Source organism: Parabacteroides caeci, assembly GCF_023656795.1.
GTDB lineage: Bacteria > Bacteroidota > Bacteroidia > Bacteroidales > Tannerellaceae > Parabacteroides > Parabacteroides segnis.
This window is the reverse complement of record NZ_JAMOKT010000026.1, coordinates 1-25,542: the sequence shown is the minus strand read 5'-3', so window position 1 is coordinate 25,542 and position 25,542 is coordinate 1. Positions and strand designations below refer to the sequence as shown.

The 25,542-nt window shown below is 51.2% G+C and carries 25 protein-coding genes; 22 read left to right on the top strand and 3 right to left on the bottom strand.

The window, feature by feature from the left end:
• The first annotated feature begins 205 nt into the window (after positions 1–205).
• The 7 genes from tet (at position 206) to NBH15_RS14205 (ending at position 9,287) form a co-directional block, all read left to right on the top strand.
• Entirely contained in the window at positions 206–2,131 is a 1,926-nt protein-coding gene (tet, locus tag NBH15_RS14235) for a tetracycline resistance ribosomal protection protein (protein WP_007366526.1), read from the top strand.
• Positions 2,131–4,449 (top strand): hybrid sensor histidine kinase/response regulator, encoded by a 2,319-nt coding sequence (locus NBH15_RS14230; RefSeq protein ID WP_007366525.1) that lies wholly within the window; start codon positions 2,131–2,133, stop codon positions 4,447–4,449. Before tet ends, NBH15_RS14230 begins: the two co-directional genes overlap by 1 nt.
• Positions 4,442–5,764, top strand: a complete 1,323-nt coding sequence (locus NBH15_RS14225; protein WP_007366524.1) for a sigma-54-dependent transcriptional regulator — start codon at positions 4,442–4,444, stop codon at positions 5,762–5,764. Before NBH15_RS14230 ends, NBH15_RS14225 begins: the two co-directional genes overlap by 8 nt.
• A gap of 281 nt (positions 5,765–6,045) precedes the next feature.
• Positions 6,046–6,459, top strand: coding sequence for a dihydrofolate reductase family protein (locus NBH15_RS14220; RefSeq protein WP_007366523.1), 414 nt, complete (start codon positions 6,046–6,048; stop codon positions 6,457–6,459).
• A gap of 211 nt (positions 6,460–6,670) precedes the next feature.
• Positions 6,671–7,288 (top strand): RteC domain-containing protein, encoded by a 618-nt coding sequence (locus NBH15_RS14215; protein ID WP_007366522.1) that lies wholly within the window; start codon positions 6,671–6,673, stop codon positions 7,286–7,288.
• Between the two features lie 150 nt (positions 7,289–7,438).
• Positions 7,439–8,902, top strand: a complete 1,464-nt coding sequence (locus NBH15_RS14210; RefSeq protein ID WP_007366521.1) for an ATP-binding protein — start codon at positions 7,439–7,441, stop codon at positions 8,900–8,902.
• Positions 8,895–9,287: a hypothetical protein gene (locus NBH15_RS14205; RefSeq protein ID WP_007366520.1), complete on the top strand. Its 393-nt coding sequence runs from the start codon at positions 8,895–8,897 to the stop codon at positions 9,285–9,287. The genes NBH15_RS14210 and NBH15_RS14205 overlap by 8 nt, the downstream gene beginning before the upstream one ends.
• Before the next feature lie 41 nt (positions 9,288–9,328).
• Here the strand turns inward: NBH15_RS14205 and mobC are convergent, their stop codons facing one another.
• Genes mobC through mobA form a run of 3 tightly spaced genes read right to left on the bottom strand, consistent with a single transcriptional unit; the run spans position 9,329 to position 13,024 of the window.
• A complete protein-coding gene (gene mobC / locus NBH15_RS14200) occupies positions 9,329–11,338 on the bottom strand; it encodes a conjugal transfer protein MobC (RefSeq protein ID WP_007366519.1) in 2,010 nt (669 codons plus the stop codon).
• Between the two features lie 31 nt (positions 11,339–11,369).
• Positions 11,370–12,620: a conjugal transfer protein MobB gene (mobB, locus tag NBH15_RS14195; protein ID WP_007366518.1), complete on the bottom strand. Its 1,251-nt coding sequence runs from the start codon at positions 12,618–12,620 to the stop codon at positions 11,370–11,372.
• Entirely contained in the window at positions 12,599–13,024 is a 426-nt protein-coding gene (mobA, locus tag NBH15_RS14190) for a conjugal transfer protein MobA (protein WP_005944180.1), read from the bottom strand. Before mobA ends, mobB begins: the two co-directional genes overlap by 22 nt.
• A 422-nt stretch (positions 13,025–13,446) precedes the next feature.
• On the opposite strand from mobA, the gene NBH15_RS14185 reads away from it, so the two are divergent.
• From NBH15_RS14185 to NBH15_RS14115, 15 genes are all read left to right on the top strand, one after another.
• Positions 13,447–14,496: a ParA family protein gene (locus NBH15_RS14185; RefSeq protein ID WP_007366517.1), complete on the top strand. Its 1,050-nt coding sequence runs from the start codon at positions 13,447–13,449 to the stop codon at positions 14,494–14,496.
• Between the two features lie 2 nt (positions 14,497–14,498).
• The gene (locus NBH15_RS14180; protein WP_007366516.1) at positions 14,499–14,939 is read left to right on the top strand and encodes a DUF3408 domain-containing protein; all 441 of its coding nucleotides are present in this window, start codon (positions 14,499–14,501) and stop codon (positions 14,937–14,939) included.
• Between the two features lie 2 nt (positions 14,940–14,941).
• Complete coding sequence (locus NBH15_RS14175) at positions 14,942–15,289, top strand: DUF3408 domain-containing protein (protein ID WP_028899187.1); 348 nt, start codon at positions 14,942–14,944, stop codon at positions 15,287–15,289.
• A gap of 20 nt (positions 15,290–15,309) precedes the next feature.
• Positions 15,310–16,044, top strand: coding sequence for a hypothetical protein (locus NBH15_RS14170; RefSeq protein ID WP_007366514.1), 735 nt, complete (start codon positions 15,310–15,312; stop codon positions 16,042–16,044).
• Positions 16,045–16,246: 202 nt separating this feature from the next.
• Positions 16,247–16,558, top strand: coding sequence for a DUF4134 domain-containing protein (locus NBH15_RS14165; RefSeq protein WP_009016663.1), 312 nt, complete (start codon positions 16,247–16,249; stop codon positions 16,556–16,558).
• 10 nt (positions 16,559–16,568) lie between these two features.
• Positions 16,569–16,901, top strand: coding sequence for a DUF4133 domain-containing protein (locus NBH15_RS14160; RefSeq protein ID WP_007366512.1), 333 nt, complete (start codon positions 16,569–16,571; stop codon positions 16,899–16,901).
• On the top strand, positions 16,898–19,402 hold the full coding sequence (locus tag NBH15_RS14155) for a TraG family conjugative transposon ATPase (RefSeq protein ID WP_005850488.1): 2,505 nt from the start codon (positions 16,898–16,900) through the stop codon (positions 19,400–19,402). Before NBH15_RS14160 ends, NBH15_RS14155 begins: the two co-directional genes overlap by 4 nt.
• A gap of 49 nt (positions 19,403–19,451) precedes the next feature.
• Positions 19,452–19,832, top strand: a complete 381-nt coding sequence (locus tag NBH15_RS14150; protein WP_007366509.1) for a DUF3876 domain-containing protein — start codon at positions 19,452–19,454, stop codon at positions 19,830–19,832.
• 23 nt (positions 19,833–19,855) lie between these two features.
• Positions 19,856–20,485 (top strand): DUF4141 domain-containing protein, encoded by a 630-nt coding sequence (locus NBH15_RS14145; protein ID WP_007366508.1) that lies wholly within the window; start codon positions 19,856–19,858, stop codon positions 20,483–20,485.
• Positions 20,486–20,488: 3 nt separating this feature from the next.
• Positions 20,489–21,493 (top strand): conjugative transposon protein TraJ, encoded by a 1,005-nt coding sequence (gene traJ, locus NBH15_RS14140; protein WP_007366507.1) that lies wholly within the window; start codon positions 20,489–20,491, stop codon positions 21,491–21,493.
• A 31-nt stretch (positions 21,494–21,524) separates the two neighbouring features.
• A complete protein-coding gene (gene traK / locus NBH15_RS14135) occupies positions 21,525–22,148 on the top strand; it encodes a conjugative transposon protein TraK (protein WP_007366506.1) in 624 nt (207 codons plus the stop codon).
• Between the two features lie 6 nt (positions 22,149–22,154).
• A complete protein-coding gene (locus tag NBH15_RS14130; protein ID WP_007366505.1) occupies positions 22,155–22,463 on the top strand; it encodes a TraL conjugative transposon family protein in 309 nt (102 codons plus the stop codon).
• Complete coding sequence (traM, locus tag NBH15_RS14125) at positions 22,444–23,793, top strand: conjugative transposon protein TraM (RefSeq protein ID WP_007366504.1); 1,350 nt, start codon at positions 22,444–22,446, stop codon at positions 23,791–23,793. The genes NBH15_RS14130 and traM overlap by 20 nt, the downstream gene beginning before the upstream one ends.
• A 55-nt stretch (positions 23,794–23,848) precedes the next feature.
• Positions 23,849–24,835, top strand: a complete 987-nt coding sequence (gene traN / locus NBH15_RS14120; protein WP_007366503.1) for a conjugative transposon protein TraN — start codon at positions 23,849–23,851, stop codon at positions 24,833–24,835.
• 2 nt (positions 24,836–24,837) lie between these two features.
• Positions 24,838–25,410 carry a conjugal transfer protein TraO gene (locus NBH15_RS14115; protein WP_250822912.1) on the top strand — a complete coding sequence of 191 codons (573 nt, stop codon included), beginning with the start codon at positions 24,838–24,840 and terminating at the stop codon, positions 25,408–25,410.
• The last annotated feature ends 132 nt before the right edge of the window (positions 25,411–25,542 follow it).

The window sequence follows — 25,542 nt, the reverse complement described above, 5'->3', positions numbered from 1 at the left end:
AAATAAAAATACGTATAGATTAAAAAAGTTCTTTGTGCTTTTGTCAGGGAACTTTTTTTTCGTAAATTTGCGTTCAATTATGCGGCAGTAATAATATACATATTAATACGAGTTAAGAATCCTGTAGTTTTCCACATGCTACGAGGAGGTATTAAAAGGTGCGTTTCGGCAATGCATCTATTGTAGTATATTATTGCTTAATCAAATGAACATTATAAATTTAGGAATTCTTGCTCACATTGATGCAGGAAAAACTTCCGTAACCGAAAATCTGCTATTTGCCTGCGGAGCAACGGAAAAGCGCGGCAGTGTTGATAAAGGTGACACCATAACAGACTCTATGGATATAGAAAAACGTAGAGGAATTACTATTCGGGCTTCTACGACATCTATTGTTTGGAATGGTGTGAAATGCAATATCATTGACACTCCGGGACACATGGATTTTATTGCAGAGGTGGAGCGGACATTCAAAATGCTTGATGGAGCAGTCCTCATATTATCGGCAAAGGAAGGCATACAAGCACAAACAAAGTTGCTGTTCAAGACTTTGCAAAAACTGCAAATCCCGACAATTATATTTATCAATAAGATTGATCGTGCCGGCGTAAATCTTGAGCGTTTATATCTGGACATAAAAACAAATCTGTCGCAAGACGTCTTGTTTATGCAAACGGTTGTCGATGGAGTAGTTTACCCGATTTGCACCTCAACAGATATAAGGGCAGAACACAAAGAATTTGTATGCAACCATGACGACGATATATTAGAACTATATTTGGCGGATAAAGAAATCTTACCGGCAGATTATTGGAATGCGATAATCGCTCTTGTGGCAAAAGCCAAAGCCTATCCGGTCTTGCATGGATCAGCAATGTGCAATATTGGCATCAATGAGTTGTTAGACGCCATCATTTCTTTTATATTTCCTCCGGCATCAGTCCCAAATAGACTTTCAGCTTATCTTTATAAAATAGAACATGACCCCAAAGGGCATAAAAGAAGTTTTCTAAAAATTATTGACGGAAGTCTGAGACTTCGAACCGTTATAAAAGTCAATGATTCGGAAAAATTCATCAAGATTAAAAATCTAAAAACCATTTATCAGGGCAAAGAGATAAATGTTGATGAAGTGGTTGCTAATGATATCGCAATTATAGAAGATATAGAAGAATTAAGAATCGGAGATTATTTAGGTGTTAAACCTTGTCTGATTCAAGGATTATCTCATCAGCATCCCGCCCTCAAATCTTCTGTCCGACCAGACAAGCCCGAAGAGAGAAGCAAGTTGATATCCGCTCTAAATGTATTGTTTATTGAAGACCCGTCTCTGTCCTTTTCCATAAATTCATATAGTGATGAATTGGAAATCTCGTTATATGGTTTAACCCAAAAAGAAATCATACAAACATTGCTGGAAGAACGATTCTCCGTAAAGACCCATTTTGATGAAATCAAGACTATCTACAAAGAACGACCTAAAAAGAAGGTGAATAAGATTATCCATATCGAAGTCCCTCCCAACCCTTACTGGGCCTCAATAGGACTGACTCTGGAACCTTTACCGATAGGGTCAGGGGTGCAAATCGAAAGTGAAATCTCCTTTGGTTATCTGAACCATTCTTTTCAAAATGCCGTTTTTGAAGGAATCCGTATGTCTTGCCAATCGGGATTGCATGGATGGGAAGTGACGGATTTGAAAGTAACCTTTACTTATGCCCTTTATTATAGTCCGATAAGTACCCCTGCCGATTTTAGACAATTGTCTCCTTATGTCTTCAGGTTGGCTTTGCAACAATCAGGAGTGGATATTCTCGAACCGATGCTCTATTTTGAGTTACAGATACCACAAGTAGCAAGTTCCAAAGCTATTACAGATCTGCAAAAAATGATGTCTGAGATTAAAGGTATCAGTTGTAATAAAGAGTGGTGTCTTATTGAAGGGAAAGTTCCATTAAATACAAGTAAAGACTATGCTTCAGAAGTAAGTTCATACACTAAAGGCTTAGGCACTTTTATGGTTAAGCCGTGTGGGTATCAAATAACAAAAGGCGGTTATTCTGATAATACCCGTATGGAAGAAAAGGATAAACTTTTATTCATGTTTGAAAAATCAGTATCATCAAAATAATGGAACGATCCAGGAATTTCTATAAGACAATACGGTTGGGGTATATACTTATCTCCGTTCTTATCGGATGTATAGCATATAATAGCTTCTATGAATGGCAGGAGATAGAAGCATTAGAACTTGACAATAAAAAAATAGACGAGTTCCGAAAAGAGATAAACAATATCAATATTCAAATGATAAAATTTTCTCTATTTGGTGAAACAATACTGGAATGGAACGATAAAGATATCGAACATTACCATGCACAGCGTATGGCAATGGATAGTATGCTCTGCCGTTTCAAAGCTACCTATCCGGCAGAGCGTATAGACAGCGTACGCCATCTTCTCGAAGATAAGGAACGGCAGATGTGCCAAATCGTTCAAATACTTGAACAACAACAAGCCATCAACGATAAGATAACCAGTCAAGTACCTGTAATCGTGCAGAAGAGTGTGCAGGAACAGCCCAAGAAGTCCAAGCGCAAAGGTTTCTTGGGCATCTTCGGCAAAAAGGAAGAAGCGAAACCAACTGTGACTACCACGATGCACCGTTCCTTTAACCGGAATATGAGAACCGAACAACAGGCGCAAAGCCGCCGCTTATCGGTTCATGCCGATAGCCTTGCCGCACGAAATGCGGAACTTAACAGGCAACTGCAAGGACTGGTTGTTCAAATAGACGGGAAAGTACAAACTGACCTACAAAAGCGGGAAGCCGAGATAACAGCCATGCGGGAACGGTCGTTCATTCAGATTGGGGGCTTGACAGGGTTCGTTATACTGCTACTGGTCATATCATATATCATCATACACCGAAATGCCAACCGCATCAAGCGATATAAACAGGAAACCGCAGATTTAATCGAGCGACTGCAACAAATGGCAAAGCGAAACGAGGCACTGATAACCTCCCGCAAGAAAGCCGTACATACCATTACCCATGAATTACGCACACCGCTGACTGCAATAACGGGCTATGCCGGACTGATACAAAAAAACTTCAATGCGGATAAAACCGGGATGTATATCCGAAATATTCAGCAATCCTCCGACCGTATGCGTGAAATGCTTAATACTCTTCTGAGTTTCTTCCGGCTGGACGACGGCAAGGAACAACCTAATTTCTCCACGTGTAGGATTTCATCAATAGCGCATACGCTCGAATCAGAGTTTATGCCAATTGCCATAAACAAGGGACTTGCTCTTACTGTGACGAATCACACGGATGCTGTTGTACTGACCGATAAGGAACGCATTCTACAAATTGGAAATAACCTGCTGTCAAACGCCATCAAGTTCACTGAGAACGGTGCCGTTTCTCTGACAATGGGGTATGATAACGGTATGCTGAAACTTATCGTCAAAGATACGGGTTCGGGTATGACCGAAGAGGAACAGCAACGTGTGTTCGGTGCGTTTGAACGTTTGTCAAACGCTGCCGCAAAGGACGGCTTCGGATTAGGTCTTTCCATTGTTCAGCGCATTGTGACAATGCTCGGCGGCACAATCCAGCTGAAGAGCGAGAAAGGCAAGGGCAGCCGTTTCACGGTGGAGATACCCATGCAGTCAGCCGAGGAATTGCCGGAACGGATAAATAAAACACAGATTCATCATAACCGAACACTCCATGATATTGTTGCCATCGACAATGACAAGGTACTTCTCCTAATGCTGAAAGAAATGTATGCACAAGAAGGGATACATTGCGATACCTGTACCAATGCGGCGGAACTGATGGAAATGATACGCCGGAAAGAATACAGTCTGCTTCTGACCGATTTGAATATGCCGGATATAAACGGCTTCGAGCTGTTGGAACTGCTACGCACCTCCAATGTGGGCAATTCAAGGATCATTCCGATTATTGTAACAACCGCTTCGGGCAGTTGCAACAGAGAGGAACTTTTAGAACGTGGATTTTCTGATTGCCTTCTCAAGCCGTTTTCCATATCGGAGCTGATGGAAGTTTCCGACAAGTGCGCCATGAAAGGTAAACAAAATGAAAAGCCTGATTTCTCCTCCCTACTGTCTTACGGCAATGAATCCGTCATGTTGGATAAACTGATAGCGGAAACCGAAAAGGAAATGCAGTCGGTCAGGGATGGGGAACAACGGAAAGACTTTCAAGAACTGGACGCCCTGACACACCACCTACGTAGTTCGTGGGAGATACTGCGTGCCGACCAACCATTAAGGGAACTTTATAAACAGCTTCATGGGAGTGCCGTTCCCGATTATGAAGCATTGAACAACGCCGTGACTGCCGTATTGGATAAGGGTTCGGAGATAATCCGGCTGGCAAAAGAAGAAAGGAGAAAATACGAAAATGGATAAAACAAAAATCATCGTGGTGGAGGACAACATCGTATATTGCGAGTTTGTCTGCAACCTGCTGGCACGGGAGAAATTCCGTACCGTGCAGGCTTTCCACCTCTCGACAGCGAAGAAACTTCTGCAACAAGCCGCTGACAATGATATAGTAGTTTCTGATTTGCGTTTGCCTGACGGTGACGGCATCGACCTATTGCGCTGGATGCGCAAAGAAGGCATGACGCAGCCGTTCATCATCATGACCGACTATGCCGAAGTACATACGGCGGTTGAAAGCATGAAACTCGGTTCGCTGGACTACATACCCAAGCAACTCGTGGAGGACAAACTCGTGCCTTTGCTCCGCACCATACTGAAAGAGCGGAATATCGGGCGAAGCCGCATGCCCGTATTTGCCCGTGACGGTTCAGCCTTTCAGAAAATCATGCACCGGATAAGGCTGGTAGCTCCTACCGACATGAGCGTACTGATATTCGGGGAGAACGGTACTGGCAAAGAGCATATTGCCCATCTACTGCACGATAAAAGCAAGCGTTCAGGCAAGCCTTTCGTGGCGGTGGACTGCGGCTCACTCACCAAAGAACTTGCGCCATCGGCGTTCTTCGGACACGTTAAAGGAGCGTTCACTGGTGCTGAAAACACAAAGAAAGGCTATTTCCACGAGGCGGAAGGCGGCACATTGTTTTTGGATGAAGTGGGTAATCTCGCACCGGAAACCCAACAGATGTTACTCCGTGCCATACAGGAACGGCGGTTCCGTCCCGTTGGCGACAAGTCCGACCGCAGTTTCAACGTCCGCATCATCGCCGCCACCAACGAGGATCTGGAAAAGGCGGTCAATGAAAAGCGTTTCCGACAGGATTTGTTATACCGCCTACATGACTTCGAGATAACCGTTCTGCCCTTACGTGACTGTCAGGAGGACATCATGCCGCTGGCGGAGTTCTTCCGTGAGATTGCCAATAAGGAATTGGAATGCAATGTTAGTGGCTTCAGTTCCGAAGCGCGGAAAGTGTTACTGATCCATTCATGGCCGGGTAACGTGCGCGAACTTCGGCAGAAAATCATGGGTGCGGTGTTGCAGGCTCAGACGGGACTTGTCACGAAAGAGCATCTGGAACTTGGAATAACCGAAACAACCTCTGTTGTCGGCTTCTCCCTACGCAACGAAGAGGAAGATAAAGAGCGGATTATACGTGCTTTGAAGCAGGCTGGCGGGAACCGGAAGGTTGCTGCCGAATTGCTTGGAATAGGCAGGACAACACTCTATAATAAACTGGAAGAATATGGATTGAAGTATAAATTTGAGCAACCATAGCCCGCAATTCGCTGAAAATGGCTATCTTTGCATGACATATTAGAAGGTAACGGCGACTGGCAGAGCCTTTTGCCGCCTATATATAACATAAGACCGCAAGGCGTTTCGAGCGAAAATCTGGTAAATTGACACTACGGAGACGATTGCGTGATGCTTATGCTATGCCTACGCATAGCGTGCATTCACGTACTCTCCGTAAAAGGCTTTACCAGAGCCGTCGCTTGAAAGTAGTGTGATTTGCACGCTACTTTTTTGCCCTTGCCCAACGAAAGGAAACGATAATGGGTAAAGTACAGATTCTTGCCGTCCTCACGATAGACGGTTGTCAAAGCTCCGAGTTATATTGCAAAGCGTATAAGGAACTGCGCCTTGAAGATTGCGGCATCAATGAGATAAGGGAAAACGCCCTTTATCATATCACACCGGATTATTCCATCTCCATGCTTGACGAATGGCGGAAATCCACAACAGACATCTGCTATCTGGCGGAAGTCACTCCTGAAAAAGCGGACTACATCAACGGGCTGCTGCGTATGCGTGTGGTGGATGAAATCATACTTTACACGATTCCTTTCATTGCCGGAACGGGAAAGCGTTTCTTCCAATCCGCCTTGCCGCAGGAACAATGGACGCTGACCTCACAGAAGGTGTACCGCAACGGAGTGGTCCGCCATATCTATAAAGCGTGCGTTTGATGTCCATAAAATGGACGAATGTTCAGTAAATGAACACTTTAAGCTGAATACAATTCCTTTCAGATAAATAAATCGCGAAATTATCACTCTGAAATCCAGCACCTTGCAGAGAGCGTGCCGGATTTTTTATTTTATGGACACGCTTTTTGCCAATCATATTCATGTGCGCATACCGAAAAAACAGAGTGTAAAATTTCAAAATTGACAGGACATGAATTATTTCTTATTGACGGAAACAGAGTTCTTCCGCCGTATAAACGAAGCCGGGGACTGCAATATGGAAACGGCATACACGGCTTTCGCCACGCAAGTGATCGAACTATGCAACGGCAATGTGGACACCACCCGCACCATCATCGCGCTGGCTTACATTGAAATCGAGTTGCAGCACCATCCCGTGCGCAATCTTCCCGAAGAAAAGAGGGAGGTTGCAGCCTACATCAGCAAGGCACTCTCTTTCGTTAGGAAGATGCAGAAGTTCCTTGCCGCTCCCCAAGTGTCACCACTAATCCCCATCCGTACATCCTCCGACAACACAACCGAAAATCCCGCCTCACCCCTGCAATGGACGGGCAACGCCATCGACCTCGTGGAACTTATCTACGGCATCAACGAGATGGGCTGCATCAATAACGGCAACATGCCGCTCAAACAGCTCGCCCCGCTCCTCTACAAGATTTTCGGTGTCGAATCAAAGGACTGCTACCGCTTCTATATCGACATCAAACGACGGAAGAACGAAAGCCGCACCTACTTCCTTGACAGGATGCAGGAGAAACTGAACGAGAAGATGCTCCGCGACGAGGAAATGGAACGTTTGAGAAAATAATCCTGTACCAATGATGAATCAGGGGGTGACGTTATGCCACTCTCTGATTTTTTGTAGGTTTTGTACCTGCCGTGCAGATACATTTCGTTATCTATTCGCCCGAAAACCAGCGAAAAGCACTATCTTTGTACCCACCTTACAGAATTGTATATGAGCATAGACAACCTCGACATAGTAAAACGGCTGATAGCCGAAAAAGAATGCGGACGGGTGGAGTTCAAGGAAACCACCGGACAGTTGGAGCGTGGCATGGAAACGCTTTGCGCTTTCCTTAACGGAGAAGGCGGCACGGTATTGTTCGGTGTTACCGACAAGGAAAAAATCATCGGACAAGACGTGAGCGACAAGACCAAGAGGGATATAGCGGACGCGATCAACCGGTTGGAGCCTGTGGCAATGGTACAAATATCTTATGCACCGCTGCCGGACAGTGAGAAGAAAGTAATTGTTTTTCGTGTTGAAGATTCAAGGCTCAACCGTCCGTTCTGCTATAAAGGAAGACCATATATGCGGGTGGAAAGTGCGACCACAACGATGCCACAATCAAAGTATAATGAACTTCTTTTGCAGCATGAAAAAGTCTGGCATAGCTGGGAAACCTACCCGAATACCGATTTGAAGATTACGGATTTGGATGAAGAGGAAATCCACAAGACGGTACGTTTAGGAATAGAGTACGGACGTTTACCCGAATCGACAGGTGACGAAGTTCCTATCATACTTGAAAAACTGAATCTTCTTGAAGGCGGTGTACTTAAAAATGCAGCCGCCGTATTGTTCGCCAAAAAGAAACTGGTACATTATCCGCAGAACTTGCTGCGACTTGCCCGATTCAGAGGTACAGACAAAACCGTATTTATAGACAACAAACGGGTACACGGGAACTTGTTCCATCTGCTTGACGAGGCAATGGCTTTTGTGTTCAGACATCTTTCATTATCCGGAACAACGGACGCATTGGAGCGTGAGGAACATTTGGAAATACCGCATAAGGCTATACGAGAAGCTGTAATCAACTCCCTATGTCACAGGAGTTACCGTGATATTGGAGGTTCGGTAGCCATAGCCATCTATGATGACCGTGTTGAAATAGAGAATCCCGGTTCGTTTCCGTCCGAATGGGATATGAATAAAATCAAATCCGAACATGGTTCAAAGCCCCATAATCCTTTAATTGCAGACACGCTTTATGTGCGAAAAGTATTGGAGAGCTGGGGACGCGGCATAAATCTCATAATAGAAGAATGTCAAAAGGTTAATTTGCCGGAGCCTGAATATCAAATAACAACCAATGAAGTGAAACTTGTCTTCAGATATAAGGTGGCAGGACAAGAAACAGGACAAGAAACAGGACAAGTAGCAGGACAAGTAGCAGGACAAGTAATGTCGCTTGTATCAGCTTTGGGAAATGATATTTTGCCGTTGAAAGAAATCATGGAGCGTTTATCTTTGAGGGGACGTGATAATTTCCTTACCAGTTACCTAAATCCTGCATTGAGAGAGGGACTTGTCGAACAAACCCATCCGGAAAATCCCAAGCACCGCAACCAAAAATACAGGCTTACTGAAGCTGGAAAAATCATTTTGTCAAAAGGCAACAGGAAGGATGGCTAAGAAGAAACATAAGAAAGATTCAGATGCAGACTTGCCTGTAATCATGGATTACGGCATCGGTTGCATATCCATTTATGACCCGGTTGATATGATGCCATACAATGACCCGCCTGTCACCGAGCAAACCCGTTTCAAGAAACTCCGCAAGGAAATGAAAGCGGAGTTCAAATGGTTGGCGTCTTCTATAACAATAGAGTATTGGAAAGAAAACCGGCAGATACCTTTCGGTGAGGAAATGTCGAAACTCAGAATCCGACTGTTGAGAATCTTCGCCGAAGAATACAGCATACTACTAAAAGATGATACAGAACTGAAAAACTATCTGCTCATGCTTGTCATTACCACCATCAACAAGCATCTCCAATCTGAAAATAAAAATCCGTAACCGGTCGTCGGCTACGGATTTTCCATATATAAACGGATATACTATTTCTGCTGCAACAGATGTTTCAGATTTTCGTCACCCGCGATGCGTTCCAGCTCGTCGGCGACAATCTGTTTCACCTCCTCCTTGATACGCCTGTAATTCGCCTGCACTGTTTCCTTCATGCAGTCTTTGCCATCCTCGTCCGTGAAGTCAGTAATTACGGGTATCGGCTTGTAGGCTTTCTCCTCGCGCTTGACCTTCTCGGCATCCACGACAATCTCACAGTGGAAAATCTTCTGTTCTATACGTTCGTTGAAGTTGTCGGACACCGAACCGACAAACATTCCCTGCGTCAAGCCGGAAATCTTGCTCGGCGGGATAAGCGCGTCCATCTGCGTGTTGATGGAGGTGGAAACATCCTGCCTGTTGATGGAAATGGACTGCCGTTTCTGCAACACCTTTCCGAACCGTTCCGAGAGCGTCTTGGCGGTTTCGCCCACCACCTGACCGGAGAAAATATTGCCGACGGTGTTCATCACCACTTTCGCCTCCTTGTCCCCGTAGTCACGCACCAACTGGCTGAAATCCTGAAATCCCAGACATACGGCAACCTTGTTGCTTCGTGCGGTGGCGATAAGGTTGTCCAGCCCCTTGAAATATATCGTCGGAAGCTCGTCGATGATAACTGACGACTTCAACATCCCTTTCTTGTTGATGAGCTTCACGATACGGGAATTATACAGACCGAGAGCCGCCCCGTAAATGTTCTGACGGTCCGGATTGTTGCCCACGCAGAGTATTTTCGGCTCTTTGGGATTGTTGATGTCCAGCGTGAACTCACTGTCCGACATCACCCAATAGAGCTGCGGGGAAATCATGCGTGACAGCGGGATTTTCGCCGATGCAATCTGCCCCATCAACTGCTCGGCAGCCCCTCCGAGCCACGCGTCCATGAACGGTGAGAGATAGTTCTCCAATTCCGGGTAAGATGTCAGTATCGGGAAGATATCCTCGTAACGGCGGTTCAGGAACTCGATGGCATGGGGGAACGTGCAATACTTGCCATTTTGGAAAATTTTAAGATACCAGATGATAGCCGCGAAGAGGATGATGGGCGATTCCACAAAGAAGTCGCCCTGCTTCTGCACCCAACTCTTGTTTAAGTTGAGCATGATGGTGTACGCGCTTTCGTAAGCGTCCGTAATATCCTCCATGAAGTCCGGGTGAATGGGATTGCAACGGTGCGAGCGTCGCGGGTCATCGAAGTTTATCACGTAGAACTTCGGCTTCACCTTGTATCCCTCCGGGTGGTTGAGCAGATGATTATAGGCTATCGTGGACAAGTCGCTGAATTTGAAGTCGTAAACATACATCGAGAAGCCCTTCTCAATCTGCTGCTTGATAAAATTGTTTACCACCGCGTATGACTTTCCGCTGCCCGGCGTACCCAATACGATGGAAGCCCTGAAGGGATTCACTACGTTAATCCAGCCGTTGTTCCAACGTTTCCTGTAATAAAAGCGGGTGGGCAGATTGACCGAATACTCGCTTTCGATGAGCCGTGTTTCCTGCATGAAGCTCTCGTTCTCGTTGTTGAACACGTCATCCATGAGGTTGTGTTTCAACAGGCGGCTCATCCACAGACCGCCCATCAGCAGGCATACATAGCCCGTGCCTACGGTCAGCACGTAAAGCCCCGTCACCGCTTCAACCGGTAGCGGCAACGCCAGTATCCACCAGTTGAGGAAGAACAGTACGAACCCTGCGGCAAGAGCCGTCCAGATCCGTCCCCAAGTAATTTTCTCTCCCTTGACGCCCTTCGTTCCCAGACAGGACAGGGCAAGGAGGAGGACGGCAAACAGTTTCGTGTAGAGGATGGAACGGAACAGCCCCGCCGTGCGGTTGAAATTCATCAGGATTCTGTCCACCACGCCGATGTCCACGCTCCAGAGCCGTATGGCTTCATAGCAGAACCAGTACACGTTCATGACCACTAAAATAATACTCACGGCACGCAGAAAATCCATGATTTTCGCCAATGCCCTCAAATCGTCTTCTTGTTGTGACATAGATTGAAAAATTTTGATGTTGATACCTCGATTACATTCCCAAACCCTTGCGCCTTTTCTTTTTCTTCTTGCGCTGCATCGCCCGGATAAAGGCTTCCTCCTCGGCATCCACAGCCGGACCTTCGGGAGTGAGCAGACCGATACCTCCCGCCGTGTTCTCGTGGTCGGATGCTGTCTGTTCGCGCATATCCTCTACTGTTTCCACCGGAACGGAAAGCGGAATCGGTGGCTGTCCGGCATAAGGCAGCGTGAAGTGTTCCTGCAAAGCGTTGGCGGAAAGTTCCTTGCCCATGCGCGAGCCGTTCAGCACGCAGCCCGTGCGATGGTCGATAAACGTGGCTCCGTAGATGCGCCCTTCCTCCGTGTAGCGCAGCACGGTGTCGATACCCTTCTCCCTGAGCCGCGAAACGAACTTCTCCTTGTCATACGTGCCTTCAAGCACGGAAAGGACGGTGCGTTTTGTCATGTCGGCGAGTTTCCGGTCCTTAATCTCCTGCTTGGAACGGGCAAACTTCTTCTGCACGGCTTCATAGCCTGCGGACTTCCCGAAAAGCGAGGACTTGAACGGGTTGCCCGTCTTGTTCCCGGCATCATCGGTGACGGAATAGACCAGCCCGTGATACTCACGCCCGCACACGTTTCCCCGCGCTTCCTCCACCGTCATATTATATAAGGAAAGGAGGGCGCGATATTCGCCCATCGTCTGGAAACGGTACTGTCCACTCAGAGCCTTGACGGTATTCCCGACCTGCCTTTTCACGTCGCCCGCCGAAGCGTCCACCTTTCGCAGAGGGTTCTCTATCCGTTGATTCTTACGTTCCGCCGGGTGCAGCCCGTACTTTTGTTCCAGTTCCCGCCGGATGCGGTCGCTGCGGCGGAAAAGGAAATCCTGATTGAGCCGCCTGCCTTTCTCGTCCACATTGATTGTCACGATGTGCAGGTGGTGGCGGTCTATGTCCTCGTGCTTTACAATAAGATACGGCTGGTCCCCGTAGCCGAGTTTTTCCAGATACTCGCGTGCGATGTCCTGCAATTCCGTATCGGTCAGCACATCGTCGGGATGCGGGTTGAGCGAGATATGGAGTACCGGTTTCTCCACCCTCGTATGCTCCGGCATACAGGCGAGAAAACCCTCCATCGCCTTGCGTATGTCCACCGTCCCCGTGCCGTCATTGTAGATGCGGTTGGTGGTGAGCAGACGCCCTTTCGCCTCGTTGATCTTTTCCCCGTTGTAGGCAAGTGCGCCGTACAGCGACTTTCCTACACTGATTTTTGCGACCATTTCGCCTCCATTTCCCTTGAAAGTTCCACAATCTGACGGCTCAGTTTCACGAGTTCGACGGTCTGTTGCTCCAGCTTGTAGAGCAACGCCATTGCCTTTTTCTCGGAAAAATGCAGCCTGAGTTCCTTCACGACTTGGTTGTAGTTCGTGCCTACCGCGCGGAACTGCGCATGGAAATCGGACAGTCTGGTGTAGTAATCCACCAGCGTCCTGTCCACTTTCAGCACCCTGAACGGCTGCCCGAAGAAGTGCGCCTTGATGAAAACCGACTTGGCGTAAACGCCCGACTTCTCGAACATGGCGAGGAAACGGTTGTGTTCCTCCTCGTTGAAACGGACGGTGTAGCGGAATACCGCCGGATCAAGTTTGGGATTTCTCCCGGTCTTGTTTCTTTTCTCTTTCATATAAACTTTGGATTTAGCGGATGGACGGCATAAGCCGCCGCTTGGGGTCACAGACACCGCAGGTTTGAAAAGCTTCCCGACTTCGGAGAGGAAGCCCGCCCCCTGCAAGGGCAAGTGCTTTTCGTGGCTGCTCAAAACGTTTTGAGCGGCTGAAAAGACATCTTGCTATGTTCAGGCGAACATAAAAATCCGTCGGGGCCGGATTGGGGGAATGCCTTTCAAACTCCGGGCTGCGCCACCTGCGGCGAACCCTGCCGTTCGGGTGCAAAGTTACGCCCTTAAAGCGGTATCGGACAGAGGCTTGACCCGGACAATCAGTGCCAACCGGCGCAACATGCCGCCACTTGTCGGGGAAGTGATACAGGTTCAAAAATATCCTTGTTTATTTGCAGCATGATTCAAGAAACGAACGATTTGAAGATATGAAAAATGAGGCTTTCAAATACCCGGCAAACCGCTTCGGCGGCTATTTGCCTGACCGGATACCCGAACCTTCGGATACCCGGTTTTACAATGACGCGGTGATTCACGGATTCAATGACTTCATGACGCAATGTCGTCATTCATCAGTTATCCGAATCCCTGCCCCACCGTTGAAGCGGATACGTGACGAACCGGACAGTCAGAGATTCGCGGACGCGGATATACATGTCACCGATTCCGTATCGGAGCAGGAAAACAATTCATCAACCATTAAAACCAACAGAACCATGAGTAATGAAACATTCGTTGCATTCGCAACACAGAAAGGGGGTATCGGCAAATCCACCGTCACGGCACTTGCCGCCAACTACCTCCACAACGTGAAAGGACACAATGTCGCAGTCATAGACTGCGACACCCCGCAGCACAGCATACACGGGTTGCGTGAACGTGAAACGGGACTTATCGGCGGGAGCCTCTATTTCAAGGCACTCGCGTGTGACCACTTCCGCAAGATAAGGAAGAACGCCTACCCGGTCATCGCAAGCGACGCCCTTAACGCCCTCGATGATGCCGAAAGGATGCTTGCCGAAGAAGAGGTGAAACCCGACATCGTGTTTTTCGACATGCCGGGAACCCTGAAAAGCAACGGCGTGGTCAAGACCCTCTCGCAGATGGACTACATCTTCGCGCCCATGAGTGCCGACCGTTTTGTCGTGGAAAGCACCCTGCAATTCGCTGTGATGTTCCGTGACAACCTCATGACGACGGGACAGGCGAAAACAAAAGGGCTGTACCTGTTCTGGACGATGGTGGACGGCAGGGAGAAGAACGGGCTTTACGACCTGTATGAGGATGTGATCGCCGAGATGGGGCTGCCGGTGCTGTCCACCCGCCTGCCCGACAGCAAGAAGTTCCGGCGCGACCTCTCGGAAGAGCGCAAGAGCGTGTTCCGCTCGACCATCTTCCCGATGGATGCGTCCCTGCTGAAAGGGAGCGGCATCCGTGAGTTCTCGGAAGAGATAAGCCGTATCATCAGACCTCAATAATCATGGGCAGCAGGAAAGTGAACACCGAAGGCATTGACGAGGAACTGTTGATAGCCTCCATCGGCAGACGCAGGCAGGACGGGACCCTGTACCACGCGCAGGAGCCGCCCGCGCCTGCTCCCGAAGAAAAAAGCGTCCCTGAAACGGAACCGCCGCCCGCGCAATACACGGCAAAGGAAAAACCGCAGAGGGACACTGTCCGCCGCAAACGGCAGGAGGACGACTATTCCGGGCTGTTCCTCCGCCGCAACGAGATAAAGACGCGCCAGTGCGTCTATATCAGCCGCGATGTCCACAGCAAGATTCTCAAAATCGTGAACGACATCGCCGGGCGTGAAATCTCGGTAGGCGGCTACGTGGACACCGTGCTGCGCCAACATCTGGAACAGCACAAGGAGAAAATAAACGAACTGTACAAGAAACAACGTGAAGACTTGATTTGAATATGGAAAAGAACCAGAAAAACAGAAGTCCGCAGCATGACGGCGGCGGTATGCTTGCCCAAGTGCAGGCGAGTGTGGAAATCCTATCCCCCGTGCCGTTAGGCGGCAAATGCGGTGAAAAGGACTATGAACGGCTGTTCATCCGTGAAGCCGAAGTGAAGGCACGCGAGGGAAAGATGGCGTATGTGCGTCCGGAGTACCACGACCGCATCATGCGCATCACCCGTGTGATCGGGCATGACAAATTGTCGCTGTCCGCCTACATCGACCATGTGCTTACGCACCACTTCAACCAGTGCGAGGAGGCGATAAAGAGCCTTTACGCCCAGAATTACGACGCAGTATTTTAACCCTCAAAAAGAGAACGTGCATGAGTGAAACAATAAGCATGACTGATATTCTGCTGACCGTATCGGTCGGCTGCAACCTGTGGTTCCTGTTCCTGCTCCTTTATGACAGGATCATGGAAACCAGACTTGTCCGCTTCCTAAGAAGCATAGCCGGAGTGTGGCGGTCGTTGGGCGGCACGGCGGCAAAGCCCGAAACGGTAAGGGACACACCGCCCGCAGACACCCCGGACATCATCGGCAAGAGCCGTTTCAGGATGGCATCGCCCCGGACAACCGCTGCCATACCGACGCAAGAAGCCGCCACTTCGGAAAAAGGCATTGAGCTGACGGAGGAAGAGACTACTTTTGACGACGGAAACACGGAAACCGTGTCCCGTCCCGCACAAGTCCCGGAGGATAAACTCGACGAAACCTTCACGAGCCTCACGCCTTCGGAACTGGAGTTCGGGGAGGACGAGCCGGAGGAAGAAACGCCCGACGCGCCGAGGGCATCGGGAAGCAGTTTCGACGAGATAGACGATGCGGTCAGAACCGCCAAGAACCCGGAAGCGACAACGACGGAACGGGAGCGGGCGGCAAAGGTCTTCACCGACATGGAAGGGACGGAGCTGTACGAGAAGCTGATGACCGGCTCGTCTGAAATGAGCATCCGCATCAAGGGACTTATCGAAATCCGGCTGAAGAAGAATAAACCGAAAAAGGATTTTGTCGTCCCGGACAGTATTGAGAACTTCGACATCCGCAACTATGTATAACGACTAAAAAAGAATGAGAATGAAAACGTAAGACGGCATCACCCACGCGCACGGCGGTACAAGGTACAGCCAATTCGCAACGGACACACCCAAGTCCGTAGAAACAAACGGGCAACCCACTAAACCAAAGTAAAGTAATCGAGTATCAACCGCCCGACAAAGGACCATCCACCCTTTGGACGGCACAAAACAAGAACAGTTTATGAACAAGAACAACAGACAGAAACTTATCCTCTCTGCGGCACTTCTGGTTGCCGCAACCGCCTCCGCCTTCGCGCAGGGAAACGGCATCGCGGGCATCAACGAAGCCACCTCTATGGTGAGTTCGTACTTCGACCCCGGCACGAAACTCATCTACGCCATCGGCGCGGTAGTCGGGCTTATCGGGGGCGTGAAAGTGTATGGGAAATTCTCGTCCGGCGATCCCGACACATCCAAGACTGCCGCCTCGTGGTTCGGGGCGTGCATCTTCCTGATTGTCGCCGCCACCATCCTGCGCTCATTCTTCCTTTAATAAACAATGTATGGCTGAATACCCGATAAACAAGGGTATCGGCCGTCCGGTAGAGTTCAAGGGTTTGAAGGCTCAGTACCTCTTCATCTTCTGCGGAGGTCTGCTGGCTCTCTTCGTCCTGTTCGTCATCCTCTACATGGTCGGCATCGACCAGTGGGTATGTATCGGCTTCGGCGTGGCATCGTCTTCCATCCTCGTATGGCAGACCTTCGCGCTGAACGCCCGGTACGGCGAACACGGACTGATGAAATTAGGGGCAACAAGGAGCCATCCCCGATACCTTATCAACCGGCGGCGGATCACCCGATTATTCAAACGGAAACGAAAGGAAGAAACGACATGAGGAATACATCCAAAATGACAACACTGGAAAACAAGTTCCCGCTATTGGCGGTGGAGCAAGGTTGCATCATCTCCAAAGACGCCGACATCACGGTGGCTTTCGAGGTGGAACTGCCGGAGCTTTATACCGTGACGGGTGCGGAGTACGAGGCTATACACGGCTGCTGGTGCAAGGCGATCAAGGTGCTGCCGGACTTCTCCGTCGTCCACAAGCAGGACTGGTTCATCAAGGAGAAGTACACGCCGGAACTTCACAAGGACGACATGAGTTTTTTGAGCCGCTCTTTCGAGCGGCACTTCAACGAGCGACCGTACCTGAAGCACACGTGCTACCTCTACCTGACCAAGACGACGAAGGAGCGTAACCGGATGCAGAGCAATTTCAGCACGCTGTGCCGGGGGCATATCATCCCGAAGGAACTGGACAAGGAAACAGCCGCGAAGTTCATGGAGGCTGCGGAACAGTTCGAGCGCATCATCAACGACAGCGGCTTTGTCAGGCTGCGCCGCCTCTCCACCGACGAGATCGTGGGGACAGACGGCAAAGCCGGACTGATAGAGCGTTACTTCTCGCTCATGCCCGAAGGCGACGCCACGTTACAGGACATAGACCTCTCGGCACGGGAGATGCGCATCGGCGACAATCGCCTGTGCCTGCACACCCTGTCCGACGCGGAAGACCTTCCCGGCACGGTGGCTACCGACACACGGTATGAGAAACTCTCCACCGACCGCTCGGACTGCCGCCTCTCCTTCGCCTCCCCGGTGGGGCTGCTGCTCTCCTGCAACCACATTTACAACCAGTACGTGATTATCGACAACAGCGAGGAGAACCTTCAAAAATTCGAGAAGTCCGCAAGGAATATGCAGTCGTTATCCCGATACAGCCGGAGCAACAGCATCAACCGCGAGTGGATAGACCGCTACCTGAACGAGGCGCACTCCTACGGGCTGACCTCGGTGCGGGCGCACTTCAACGTCATGGCGTGGAGCGACGACGCGGAAGAGCTGAAGCACATAAAGAACGACGTGGGCAGCCAGCTGGCAAGCATGGAGTGCGTGCCGCGCCACAACACCATCGACTGCCCGACACTTTATTGGGCGGCTATGCCCGGCAACGCGGCGGACTTTCCGGCGGAAGAGAGTTTCCACACCTTCATCGAACAGGCGGTGTGCCTCTTCACGGAGGAAACCAACTACCGCAGCTCGCTCTCGCCCTTCGGCATCAAGATGGTGGACAGGCTCACGGGAAAACCGCTGCACCTCGACATCAGTGACCTGCCGATGAAGCGGGGCATCACCACGAACCGTAACAAGTTCGTATTAGGTCCTTCGGGCAGTGGCAAGTCGTTCTTCATGAACCACCTCGTGCGGCAATACTACGAGCAGGGCGCGCATGTGGTATTGGTGGACACGGGAAACTCCTATCAAGGGCTATGCGAGATGATACGGCGCAAGACGGGCGGCACGGACGGCGTGTATTTTACCTACACGGAGGAGAAGCCCATCAGCTTCAACCCGTTCTATACCGACGACTACGTGTTCGACGTGGAGAAAAAGGACAGCATAAAGACGCTGCTGCTGACGCTCTGGAAGTCGGAGGACGACAAGGTGACGAAAACCGAAAGCGGGGAATTGGGCAGTGCCGTGAGTGCCTACATCGAGCGCATCAGGGCTGACCGGAGCATCGTCCCCTCGTTCAACACCTTCTACGAGTACATGCGCGACGACTACCGCAGGGAACTGGCGGAACGCGACATCAAGGTGGAGAAGGAGGACTTCAACATCGACAACATGCTCACCACCATGCGGCAGTATTACCGGGGCGGACGCTACGACTTCCTGCTCAACTCGGCGGAGAACATCGACCTGCTGGGCAAACGGTTCATCGTCTTCGAGATCGATTCCATCAAGGACAACCGCGAACTGTTCCCGGTAGTGACCATCATCATCATGGAAGCCTTCATCAACAAGATGCGGCGTCTGAAAGGTGTGAGAAAGCAGCTTATCGTGGAAGAGGCTTGGAAGGCTCTCTCGTCGGCGAACATGGCTGATTACCTGCGCTATATGTACAAGACGGTGCGCAAATACTTCGGTGAGGCAATCGTGGTGACGCAGGAGGTGGACGACATCATTTCCTCGCCCGTCGTCAAGGAGAGCATCATCAACAACTCGGACTGTAAAATCCTGCTTGACCAGCGCAAGTACATGAACAAGTTCGACCAGATTCAGGCGTTGCTCGGACTGACGGAGAAGGAGAAGTCGCAGATACTCTCCATCAACATGGCGAACAACCCCTCACGGCTCTACAAGGAGGTGTGGATAGGCTTGGGCGGCACGCAGTCGGCGGTCTATGCCACCGAGGTGAGCGCGGAAGAGTATCTGGCGTACACCACCGAGGAAACGGAAAAGGTGGAGGTGTACCGTCTGGCGGAGCAATTGGGCGGCGACATCGAAGCCGCCATCCGACAGCTTGCCGAAAGACGGAGAAACAAGCAGTAAGTAATCAATAATCGGTAAAACAGATTTATCAACGAAAAAAGAAAAGCGTATGAGCATATCAAGAATGAAGATGCTGCAAGTCAGCAAGTGTCTGATCGGATTGGCGGTCATGGTGCTGCAATCCTGCGACGTGGCGGAGAACCGCCGCGACCTGCTGTGCGGGAATTGGGAAAGCGTGGAGGGCAAGCCCGACGTGCTTATCTACAAGGAGGGCGAAGCCTACAAGGTGACGGTATTCAAACGGAGCGGCATCCGCCGCAGGCTGAAACCGGAAACCTACCTCTTGCAGGAGGAGAACGGCAACCTGTTCATGAACACCGGCTTCCGCATCGACGTGGCGTATAACGAAGCCACCGACGTGCTGACCTTCTCACCGAACGGGGACTACGTGCGTGTGAAGCCGCAGCCGGAAACTCCGGCAGGAAAATAAGAACCGCTAAAATCCAAAGAAACATGAGAACAAGAATAACATTCGTCATCTGCCTGTGCCTGCTTCTCGCGGGCAGGGCTTCCGCCCAATGGGTCGTGAGCGATCCGGGCAATCTGGCGCAGGGCATCATCAATGCCTCGAAGAACATCATCCACACCTCGAAGACCGCCACGAACATGGTGAATAACTTTCAGGAAACGGTGAAAATCTACGAGCAGGGCAAGAAGTATTACGACGCCCTCAAATCCGTGAACAATCTGGTCAAGGACGCCCGCAAGGTGCAGCAGACCATACTGATGGTAGGCGACATCACGGACATCTACGTGACCAGCTTCCAGAAGATGCTGCGCGACGACAACTTCACGGTGGAGGAACTCGGAGCCATCGCCTTCGGGTACACGAAGCTGCTGGAGGAATCCAATGACGTGCTTACGGAGTTGAAGAACGTGGTGAACATCACCACGCTCTCCATGACGGACAAGGAGCGCATGGACGTGGTGGAACGCTGCCACTCCAAGATGAAGCGTTACCGCAACCTCGTGAGCTACTACACCAACAAGAATATCAGCGTGAGCTACCTGCGTGCGAAGAAGAAAAACGACCTTGACCGCATCATGGGGCTGTACGGGAGCATGAACGAAAGATACTGGTAGCCTATGGAGTTCGACAACCTTCACCAGATTCTCCGCTCGCTCTACGAGCAGATGATGCCGCTGTGCGCCGACATGGCGGGCGTGGCGAAAGGCATCGCCGGGCTGGGCGCGCTCTTCTATGTCGCCTACCGGGTATGGCAGTCGTTGGCGAGAGCCGAACCGATAGACGTCTTCCCGATGCTCCGTCCCTTTGCCGTCGGTCTGTGCATCATGTTCTTCCCTACGGTGGTGCTTGGCACGATAAACAGCGTCCTCTCGCCCGTCGTGCAGGGTACGGCGAAACTGCTCGAAACGCAGACTTTGGACATGAACAAGTACCGGGAGCAGAAGGACAGGCTGGAATACGAGGCGATGGTGCGCAACCCCGAAACCGCCTACCTCGTGTCCAACGAGGAGTTTGACAAGCAACTGGAGGAATTGGGCTGGTCGCCCTCCGACATGGTGACGATGGCGGGGATGTATATCGACCGGGGGATGTACAAGATGAAGAAGGGCATCCGCGACTTCTTCCGCGAGATACTGGAACTGATGTTCCAAGCCGCCGCCCTCGTGATAGACACCATCCGCACCTTCTTCCTCGTGGTGCTGGCGATACTCGGTCCGATAGCCTTCGCCATATCGGTGTGGGACGGCTTCCAAAGCACGCTCACGCAGTGGATATGCCGCTACATTCAGGTCTATCTGTGGCTGCCCGTGTCGGACATATTCAGCACCATACTCGCCAAGATTCAGGTGTTGATGCTCCAGAGCGACATCGAGCGCATGCAGACCGACCCCAACTTCTCGCTGGATTCCAGCGACGGGGTGTATATCGTGTTCATGATAATCGGCATCATCGGCTACTTCACCATTCCGACGGTGGCGGGCTGGATCATCCAAGCCGGGGGCATGGGCGGCTACGGGCGCAACGTGAACCAGATGGCGGGACGCGCCGGAGGCATGGCGGGAAGCGTGGCGGGTGCTACCGCAGGCAACATGGTCGGACGTGCCGGGAAACTGCTGAAATAATCAATGTGGAATTATAAACGGAAAAAGTAAAATGGAATTCAAGTCACTCAAAAACATCGAATCATCGTTCAGGCAGATACGCCTGTTCGGTATCGTCTTCCTCTCGCTGTGCGCAGTGATAACGGTATGGAGCGTGTGGAGTTCCTACCGCTTCGCGGAGCGGCAGCGGGAAAAGATCTATGTGCTGGACAACGGCAAGTCGCTGATGCTGGCACTCTCGCAGGACCTCTCGCAGAACCGTCCGGCGGAAGCGAGGGAGCATGTGCGCCGCTTCCACGAGCTGTTCTTCACGCTCTCGCCCGAAAAGAGCGCGATAGAACACAACGTGAAGCGTGCGTTGCTGCTGGCAGACAAGAGCGTGTACAACTACTATTCGGACTTCGCCGAGAAGGGGTACTACAACCGCATCATCGCCGGTAACATCAACCAAGTGCTGAAGGTGGACAGCGTGGTGTGCGACTTCAACGGCTATCCCTACCGCACCGTGACCTACGCCACGCAGAAAATCATCCGGCAGAGCAACGTCACAGAGCGCAGCCTCGTGACCACGTGCCGCCTCTTGAACTCGTCCCGTTCGGACGACAACCCCAACGGGTTCACCATCGAGGGATTCACCATCATCGAGAACAAAGATTTACAAACCATCAAAAGGTAAACGGACATGAAGAAAATCAAGAAATCACTGTGGAGTGCGTACTGGAAACTCCACGACAAAAAGAAAATGCTGGTGGAACGGCTCAAAGGGTATCTGGACGGCTTGCCGCCGAAGACACGCAGGCGCATCGTGCTGGCGATGCTCATCGCATTCGCCGCACTTGCCCTCTACACCTTCGGTAAAGCCGTCTATGACATCGGCAGGAATGACGGCAGCCGGATGGAGATAGACCATGCCGGACAGGTGGAACTGTCCGTGAAGCCGGATAACAATCACAATGTAATACCTTATTTATATGGAACAGACGAAGAATGAACCCAAGAACGAAAACAAGGCGGCTCCCGGCAACGACAAGCCGAAAAAGGAGCGCAAGCCGCTGACCGAAGCCCAACGGCTGAAACGCCAGAAAATGATAGTGCTTCCCGCTATGGTGCTGGTATTCATCGGGGCTATGTGGCTGATATTCGCCCCGTCCTCCGGCAAGGAGCAGGAGCCGGGAACAAGCGGCTACAACATCGAGATGCCCGATGCGGACAAGGAGAACCGCCGGATTATCGGTGACAAGGCGAAAGCCTACGAGCAGGGGGCAATGGAGGAACGGCAGGAGAACCGCAGCCGCGCCATGCAGCAGTTGGGCGACCTGTTCGACCGCGAAACGGTGGAAGCGGATGGGGACAGCGACTTCGACCTTGCCAATCCCGGCGGAACGGAAGAGGCGGTGAAGCCAGCACCGAAGACCATCCAGTCCTCGGCAGCCGCCTACCGTGACCTCAATGCCACGCTCGGCAACTTCTACGAGCAGCCGAAGAACGACAATGCGGAGATGGACGAGCTGCTGGAACGCATCGCCACCCTCGAATCCGAACTGGAAAGCGGAAAAGAGAGAAGCTCCACGATGGACGAGCAGGTGGCACTCATGGAAAAATCCTACGAACTGGCGGCGAAGTACATGGGCGGTCAGAACGGCACGCAGGCGGCAGCGGGACAGACCGCAGAGCCGTCCCCCGTGCAGAAAACCGGAAAGAACACGGCAAAACCCGTCAGGCAAGTGACGCATCAGGTGGTGTCCTCGCTCGGACAGCCCATGAGCAATGCCGAATTTGTCGCTTCCTTCTCGCAGGAACGCAACCGCAGTTTCAACACGGCGGTGGGCGTTACAACCGTACCGGACAGGAACACCATACCGGCATGCGTCTATGGGGCGCAGAGCGTGACGGACGGGCAGGCGGTCAGGTTGCGGCTGTTGGAGCCGATGGCGGTAGCAGACCGGATCATCCCCCGTAATGCGGTGGTGGTCGGCGCAGCCAAGATTCAGGGTGAACGGCTCGGCATCGAAATCACCTCGCTGGAACACGACGGTACGGTTATCCCGGTGGAGTTGGAGGTCTATGACACGGACGGGCAGCCCGGCATATTCATCCCCAACTCGATGGAGATGAACGCCGTCAGGGAGGTTGCCGCCAACATGGGCGGTTCGCTCGGCAGTAGCATCAACATCTCCACCAATGCCGGGGCGCAGCTCGCCTCCGACTTGGGCAAGGGGCTGATACAAGGCACGAGCCAGTACATTGCCAAGAAGATGCGCACCGTCAAAGTGCATCTGAAAGCCGGGTACAGGGTCATGCTCTATCAGGAGAAGAACTGATGTATAATCATAAGAAATCCAATCAATAACAACAACCCACTAAATTCAAAGTAAAATGAGAAAAGTAATCATGATGTTTGCCCTCGCTATGGGCATCGCAACTGCCAACGCGCAGGAAAACGTAACCGTTGAAACGACCAACGGAAGTGAAGAACTGACCTTGACAAAAGAGGTCTATCCGCAGAAGGAGGCGGACGGCGACCTGTATCACGGTCTGACGAGAAAGCTGGGCTTTGACCGCATGGTTCCCCCGCACGGCTTGGAAGTGACCTACGACAAGACCGTGCATGTCATCTTCCCGGCGGAGGTGCGCTATGTCGATTTAGGCTCGCCCGACCTGATTGCGGGCAAAGCCGACGGAGCGGAGAACGTCATCCGTGTGAAGGCTACCGTGAGGAATTTCCCGAACGAAACCAACATGTCCGTCATCACGGAGGACGGGAGTTTCTACACCTTCAACGTGAAATACGCCGCCGAACCGCTGCTGCTCAACGTGGAGATGTGCGACTTCATCCATGACGGCGAGGCGGTGAACCGTCCGAACAACGCGCAGGAAATCTACCTGAAAGAATTAGGCAGCGAAAGTCCGATGCTGGTGCGCCTTATCATGAAGTCCATCCACAAGCAGAACAAACGTGAGGTGAAGCATATCGGCTGCAAGCGTTTCGGCATCCAGTACCTTCTGAAAGGCATCTACACGCACAACGGGCTTCTGTATTTCCACACGGAAATCAAGAACCAGAGCAACGTGCCTTTCGATGTGGACTACATCACATGGAAAATCGTGGACAAGAAGGTGGCGAAGCGTACCGCCGTGCAGGAGCGTATCATCCTGCCGCTCCGCGCGCAGAACTACGCCACGCTCGTGCCGGGCAAAAAAAGCGAACGCACGGTCTTCACGATGGCGAAGTTCACCATACCCGACGGCAAGTGCCTCGTGGTGGAGCTGAACGAGAAGAACGGCGGCCGTCACCAGTCCTTCGTGATCGAGAACGAGGACTTGGTGCGCGCCAATACCATCAACGAACTTCAAGTGCGCTGACCATGAGAAAGTACATCGCAATAATCATCGCGTCGCTTGCCCTGTTCACGGGGCAGGCGCACGCCCAGCGATGCCTGCCGAAGATGCAGGGCATCGAGGTCAGGGCGAATCTGGCGGACGGCTTCAAACCCGGCGGCAACGACGGCGGGTACAGTTTCGGGGCGGCTCTCTCCACCTACACGAAGAAGGGGAACAAATGGGTGTTCGGAGGTGAGTATCTCCTGAAAAACAACCCGTACAAGGACACCGCCATACCTGTGGCGCAGTTCACGGCGGAAGGCGGCTACTATTTCAAGATACTTTCCGATGCCCGTAAAATCGTGTTCGTCTATGCGGGGGCTTCGGCTCTCGCCGGGTATGAATCGGTGAATTGGGGCGAAAAAGTGCTGCATGACGGTTCGACACTGCACGACCGGGACGCCTTCATCTACGGCGGTGCGCTGACGCTCGATGTAGAGTTTTACGTGGCTGACCGTATCGCCCTGCTCGCCAACCTCCGGGAGCGTTGCCTGTGGGGTGGCGACACGAAGAAGTTCCATACCCAATTCGGGGTGGGACTGAAATGTTATATATAACATTTGAACCCATATGTTAGCTTTCAATTTATGTTGTATAATAATTGTATTTAACTTGTGAACAGTTAGTTGTGTGTTTTGGGAACAACATATTTATTTATATAATCCATTGAGAAAAGCTATGATGTCAGG

Bases quoted from the DNA above. Each gene is read 5' to 3' on its own strand.
- NBH15_RS14145 (WP_007366508.1), top strand. From the start codon at position 19,856: ATGAGAACAAGAATAACATTCGTCATCTGCCTGTGCCTGCTTCTCGCG.
- NBH15_RS14115 (WP_250822912.1), top strand. From the start codon at position 24,838: ATGAGAAAGTACATCGCAATAATCATCGCGTCGCTTGCCCTGTTCACG.
- NBH15_RS14215 (WP_007366522.1), top strand. From the start codon at position 6,671: ATGAATTATTTCTTATTGACGGAAACAGAGTTCTTCCGCCGTATAAAC.
- NBH15_RS14175 (WP_028899187.1), top strand. From the start codon at position 14,942: ATGGAAAAGAACCAGAAAAACAGAAGTCCGCAGCATGACGGCGGCGGT.
- mobA (WP_005944180.1), bottom strand. From the start codon at position 13,024: ATGAAAGAGAAAAGAAACAAGACCGGGAGAAATCCCAAACTTGATCCG.
- mobB (WP_007366518.1), bottom strand. From the start codon at position 12,620: ATGGTCGCAAAAATCAGTGTAGGAAAGTCGCTGTACGGCGCACTTGCC.
- NBH15_RS14210 (WP_007366521.1), top strand. From the start codon at position 7,439: ATGAGCATAGACAACCTCGACATAGTAAAACGGCTGATAGCCGAAAAA.
- NBH15_RS14220 (WP_007366523.1), top strand. From the start codon at position 6,046: ATGGGTAAAGTACAGATTCTTGCCGTCCTCACGATAGACGGTTGTCAA.
- NBH15_RS14170 (WP_007366514.1), top strand. From the start codon at position 15,310: ATGAGTGAAACAATAAGCATGACTGATATTCTGCTGACCGTATCGGTC.
- NBH15_RS14180 (WP_007366516.1), top strand. From the start codon at position 14,499: ATGGGCAGCAGGAAAGTGAACACCGAAGGCATTGACGAGGAACTGTTG.
- traJ (WP_007366507.1), top strand. From the start codon at position 20,489: ATGGAGTTCGACAACCTTCACCAGATTCTCCGCTCGCTCTACGAGCAG.
- NBH15_RS14130 (WP_007366505.1), top strand. From the start codon at position 22,155: ATGAAGAAAATCAAGAAATCACTGTGGAGTGCGTACTGGAAACTCCAC.
- traN (WP_007366503.1), top strand. From the start codon at position 23,849: ATGAGAAAAGTAATCATGATGTTTGCCCTCGCTATGGGCATCGCAACT.
- NBH15_RS14225 (WP_007366524.1), top strand. From the start codon at position 4,442: ATGGATAAAACAAAAATCATCGTGGTGGAGGACAACATCGTATATTGC.
- traM (WP_007366504.1), top strand. From the start codon at position 22,444: ATGGAACAGACGAAGAATGAACCCAAGAACGAAAACAAGGCGGCTCCC.
- tet (WP_007366526.1), top strand. From the start codon at position 206: ATGAACATTATAAATTTAGGAATTCTTGCTCACATTGATGCAGGAAAA.
- traK (WP_007366506.1), top strand. From the start codon at position 21,525: ATGGAATTCAAGTCACTCAAAAACATCGAATCATCGTTCAGGCAGATA.
- NBH15_RS14165 (WP_009016663.1), top strand. From the start codon at position 16,247: ATGAACAAGAACAACAGACAGAAACTTATCCTCTCTGCGGCACTTCTG.
- NBH15_RS14185 (WP_007366517.1), top strand. From the start codon at position 13,447: ATGAAAAATGAGGCTTTCAAATACCCGGCAAACCGCTTCGGCGGCTAT.
- NBH15_RS14155 (WP_005850488.1), top strand. From the start codon at position 16,898: ATGAGGAATACATCCAAAATGACAACACTGGAAAACAAGTTCCCGCTA.
- NBH15_RS14205 (WP_007366520.1), top strand. From the start codon at position 8,895: ATGGCTAAGAAGAAACATAAGAAAGATTCAGATGCAGACTTGCCTGTA.
- NBH15_RS14230 (WP_007366525.1), top strand. From the start codon at position 2,131: ATGGAACGATCCAGGAATTTCTATAAGACAATACGGTTGGGGTATATA.
- mobC (WP_007366519.1), bottom strand. From the start codon at position 11,338: ATGTCACAACAAGAAGACGATTTGAGGGCATTGGCGAAAATCATGGAT.
- NBH15_RS14160 (WP_007366512.1), top strand. From the start codon at position 16,569: ATGGCTGAATACCCGATAAACAAGGGTATCGGCCGTCCGGTAGAGTTC.
- NBH15_RS14150 (WP_007366509.1), top strand. From the start codon at position 19,452: ATGAGCATATCAAGAATGAAGATGCTGCAAGTCAGCAAGTGTCTGATC.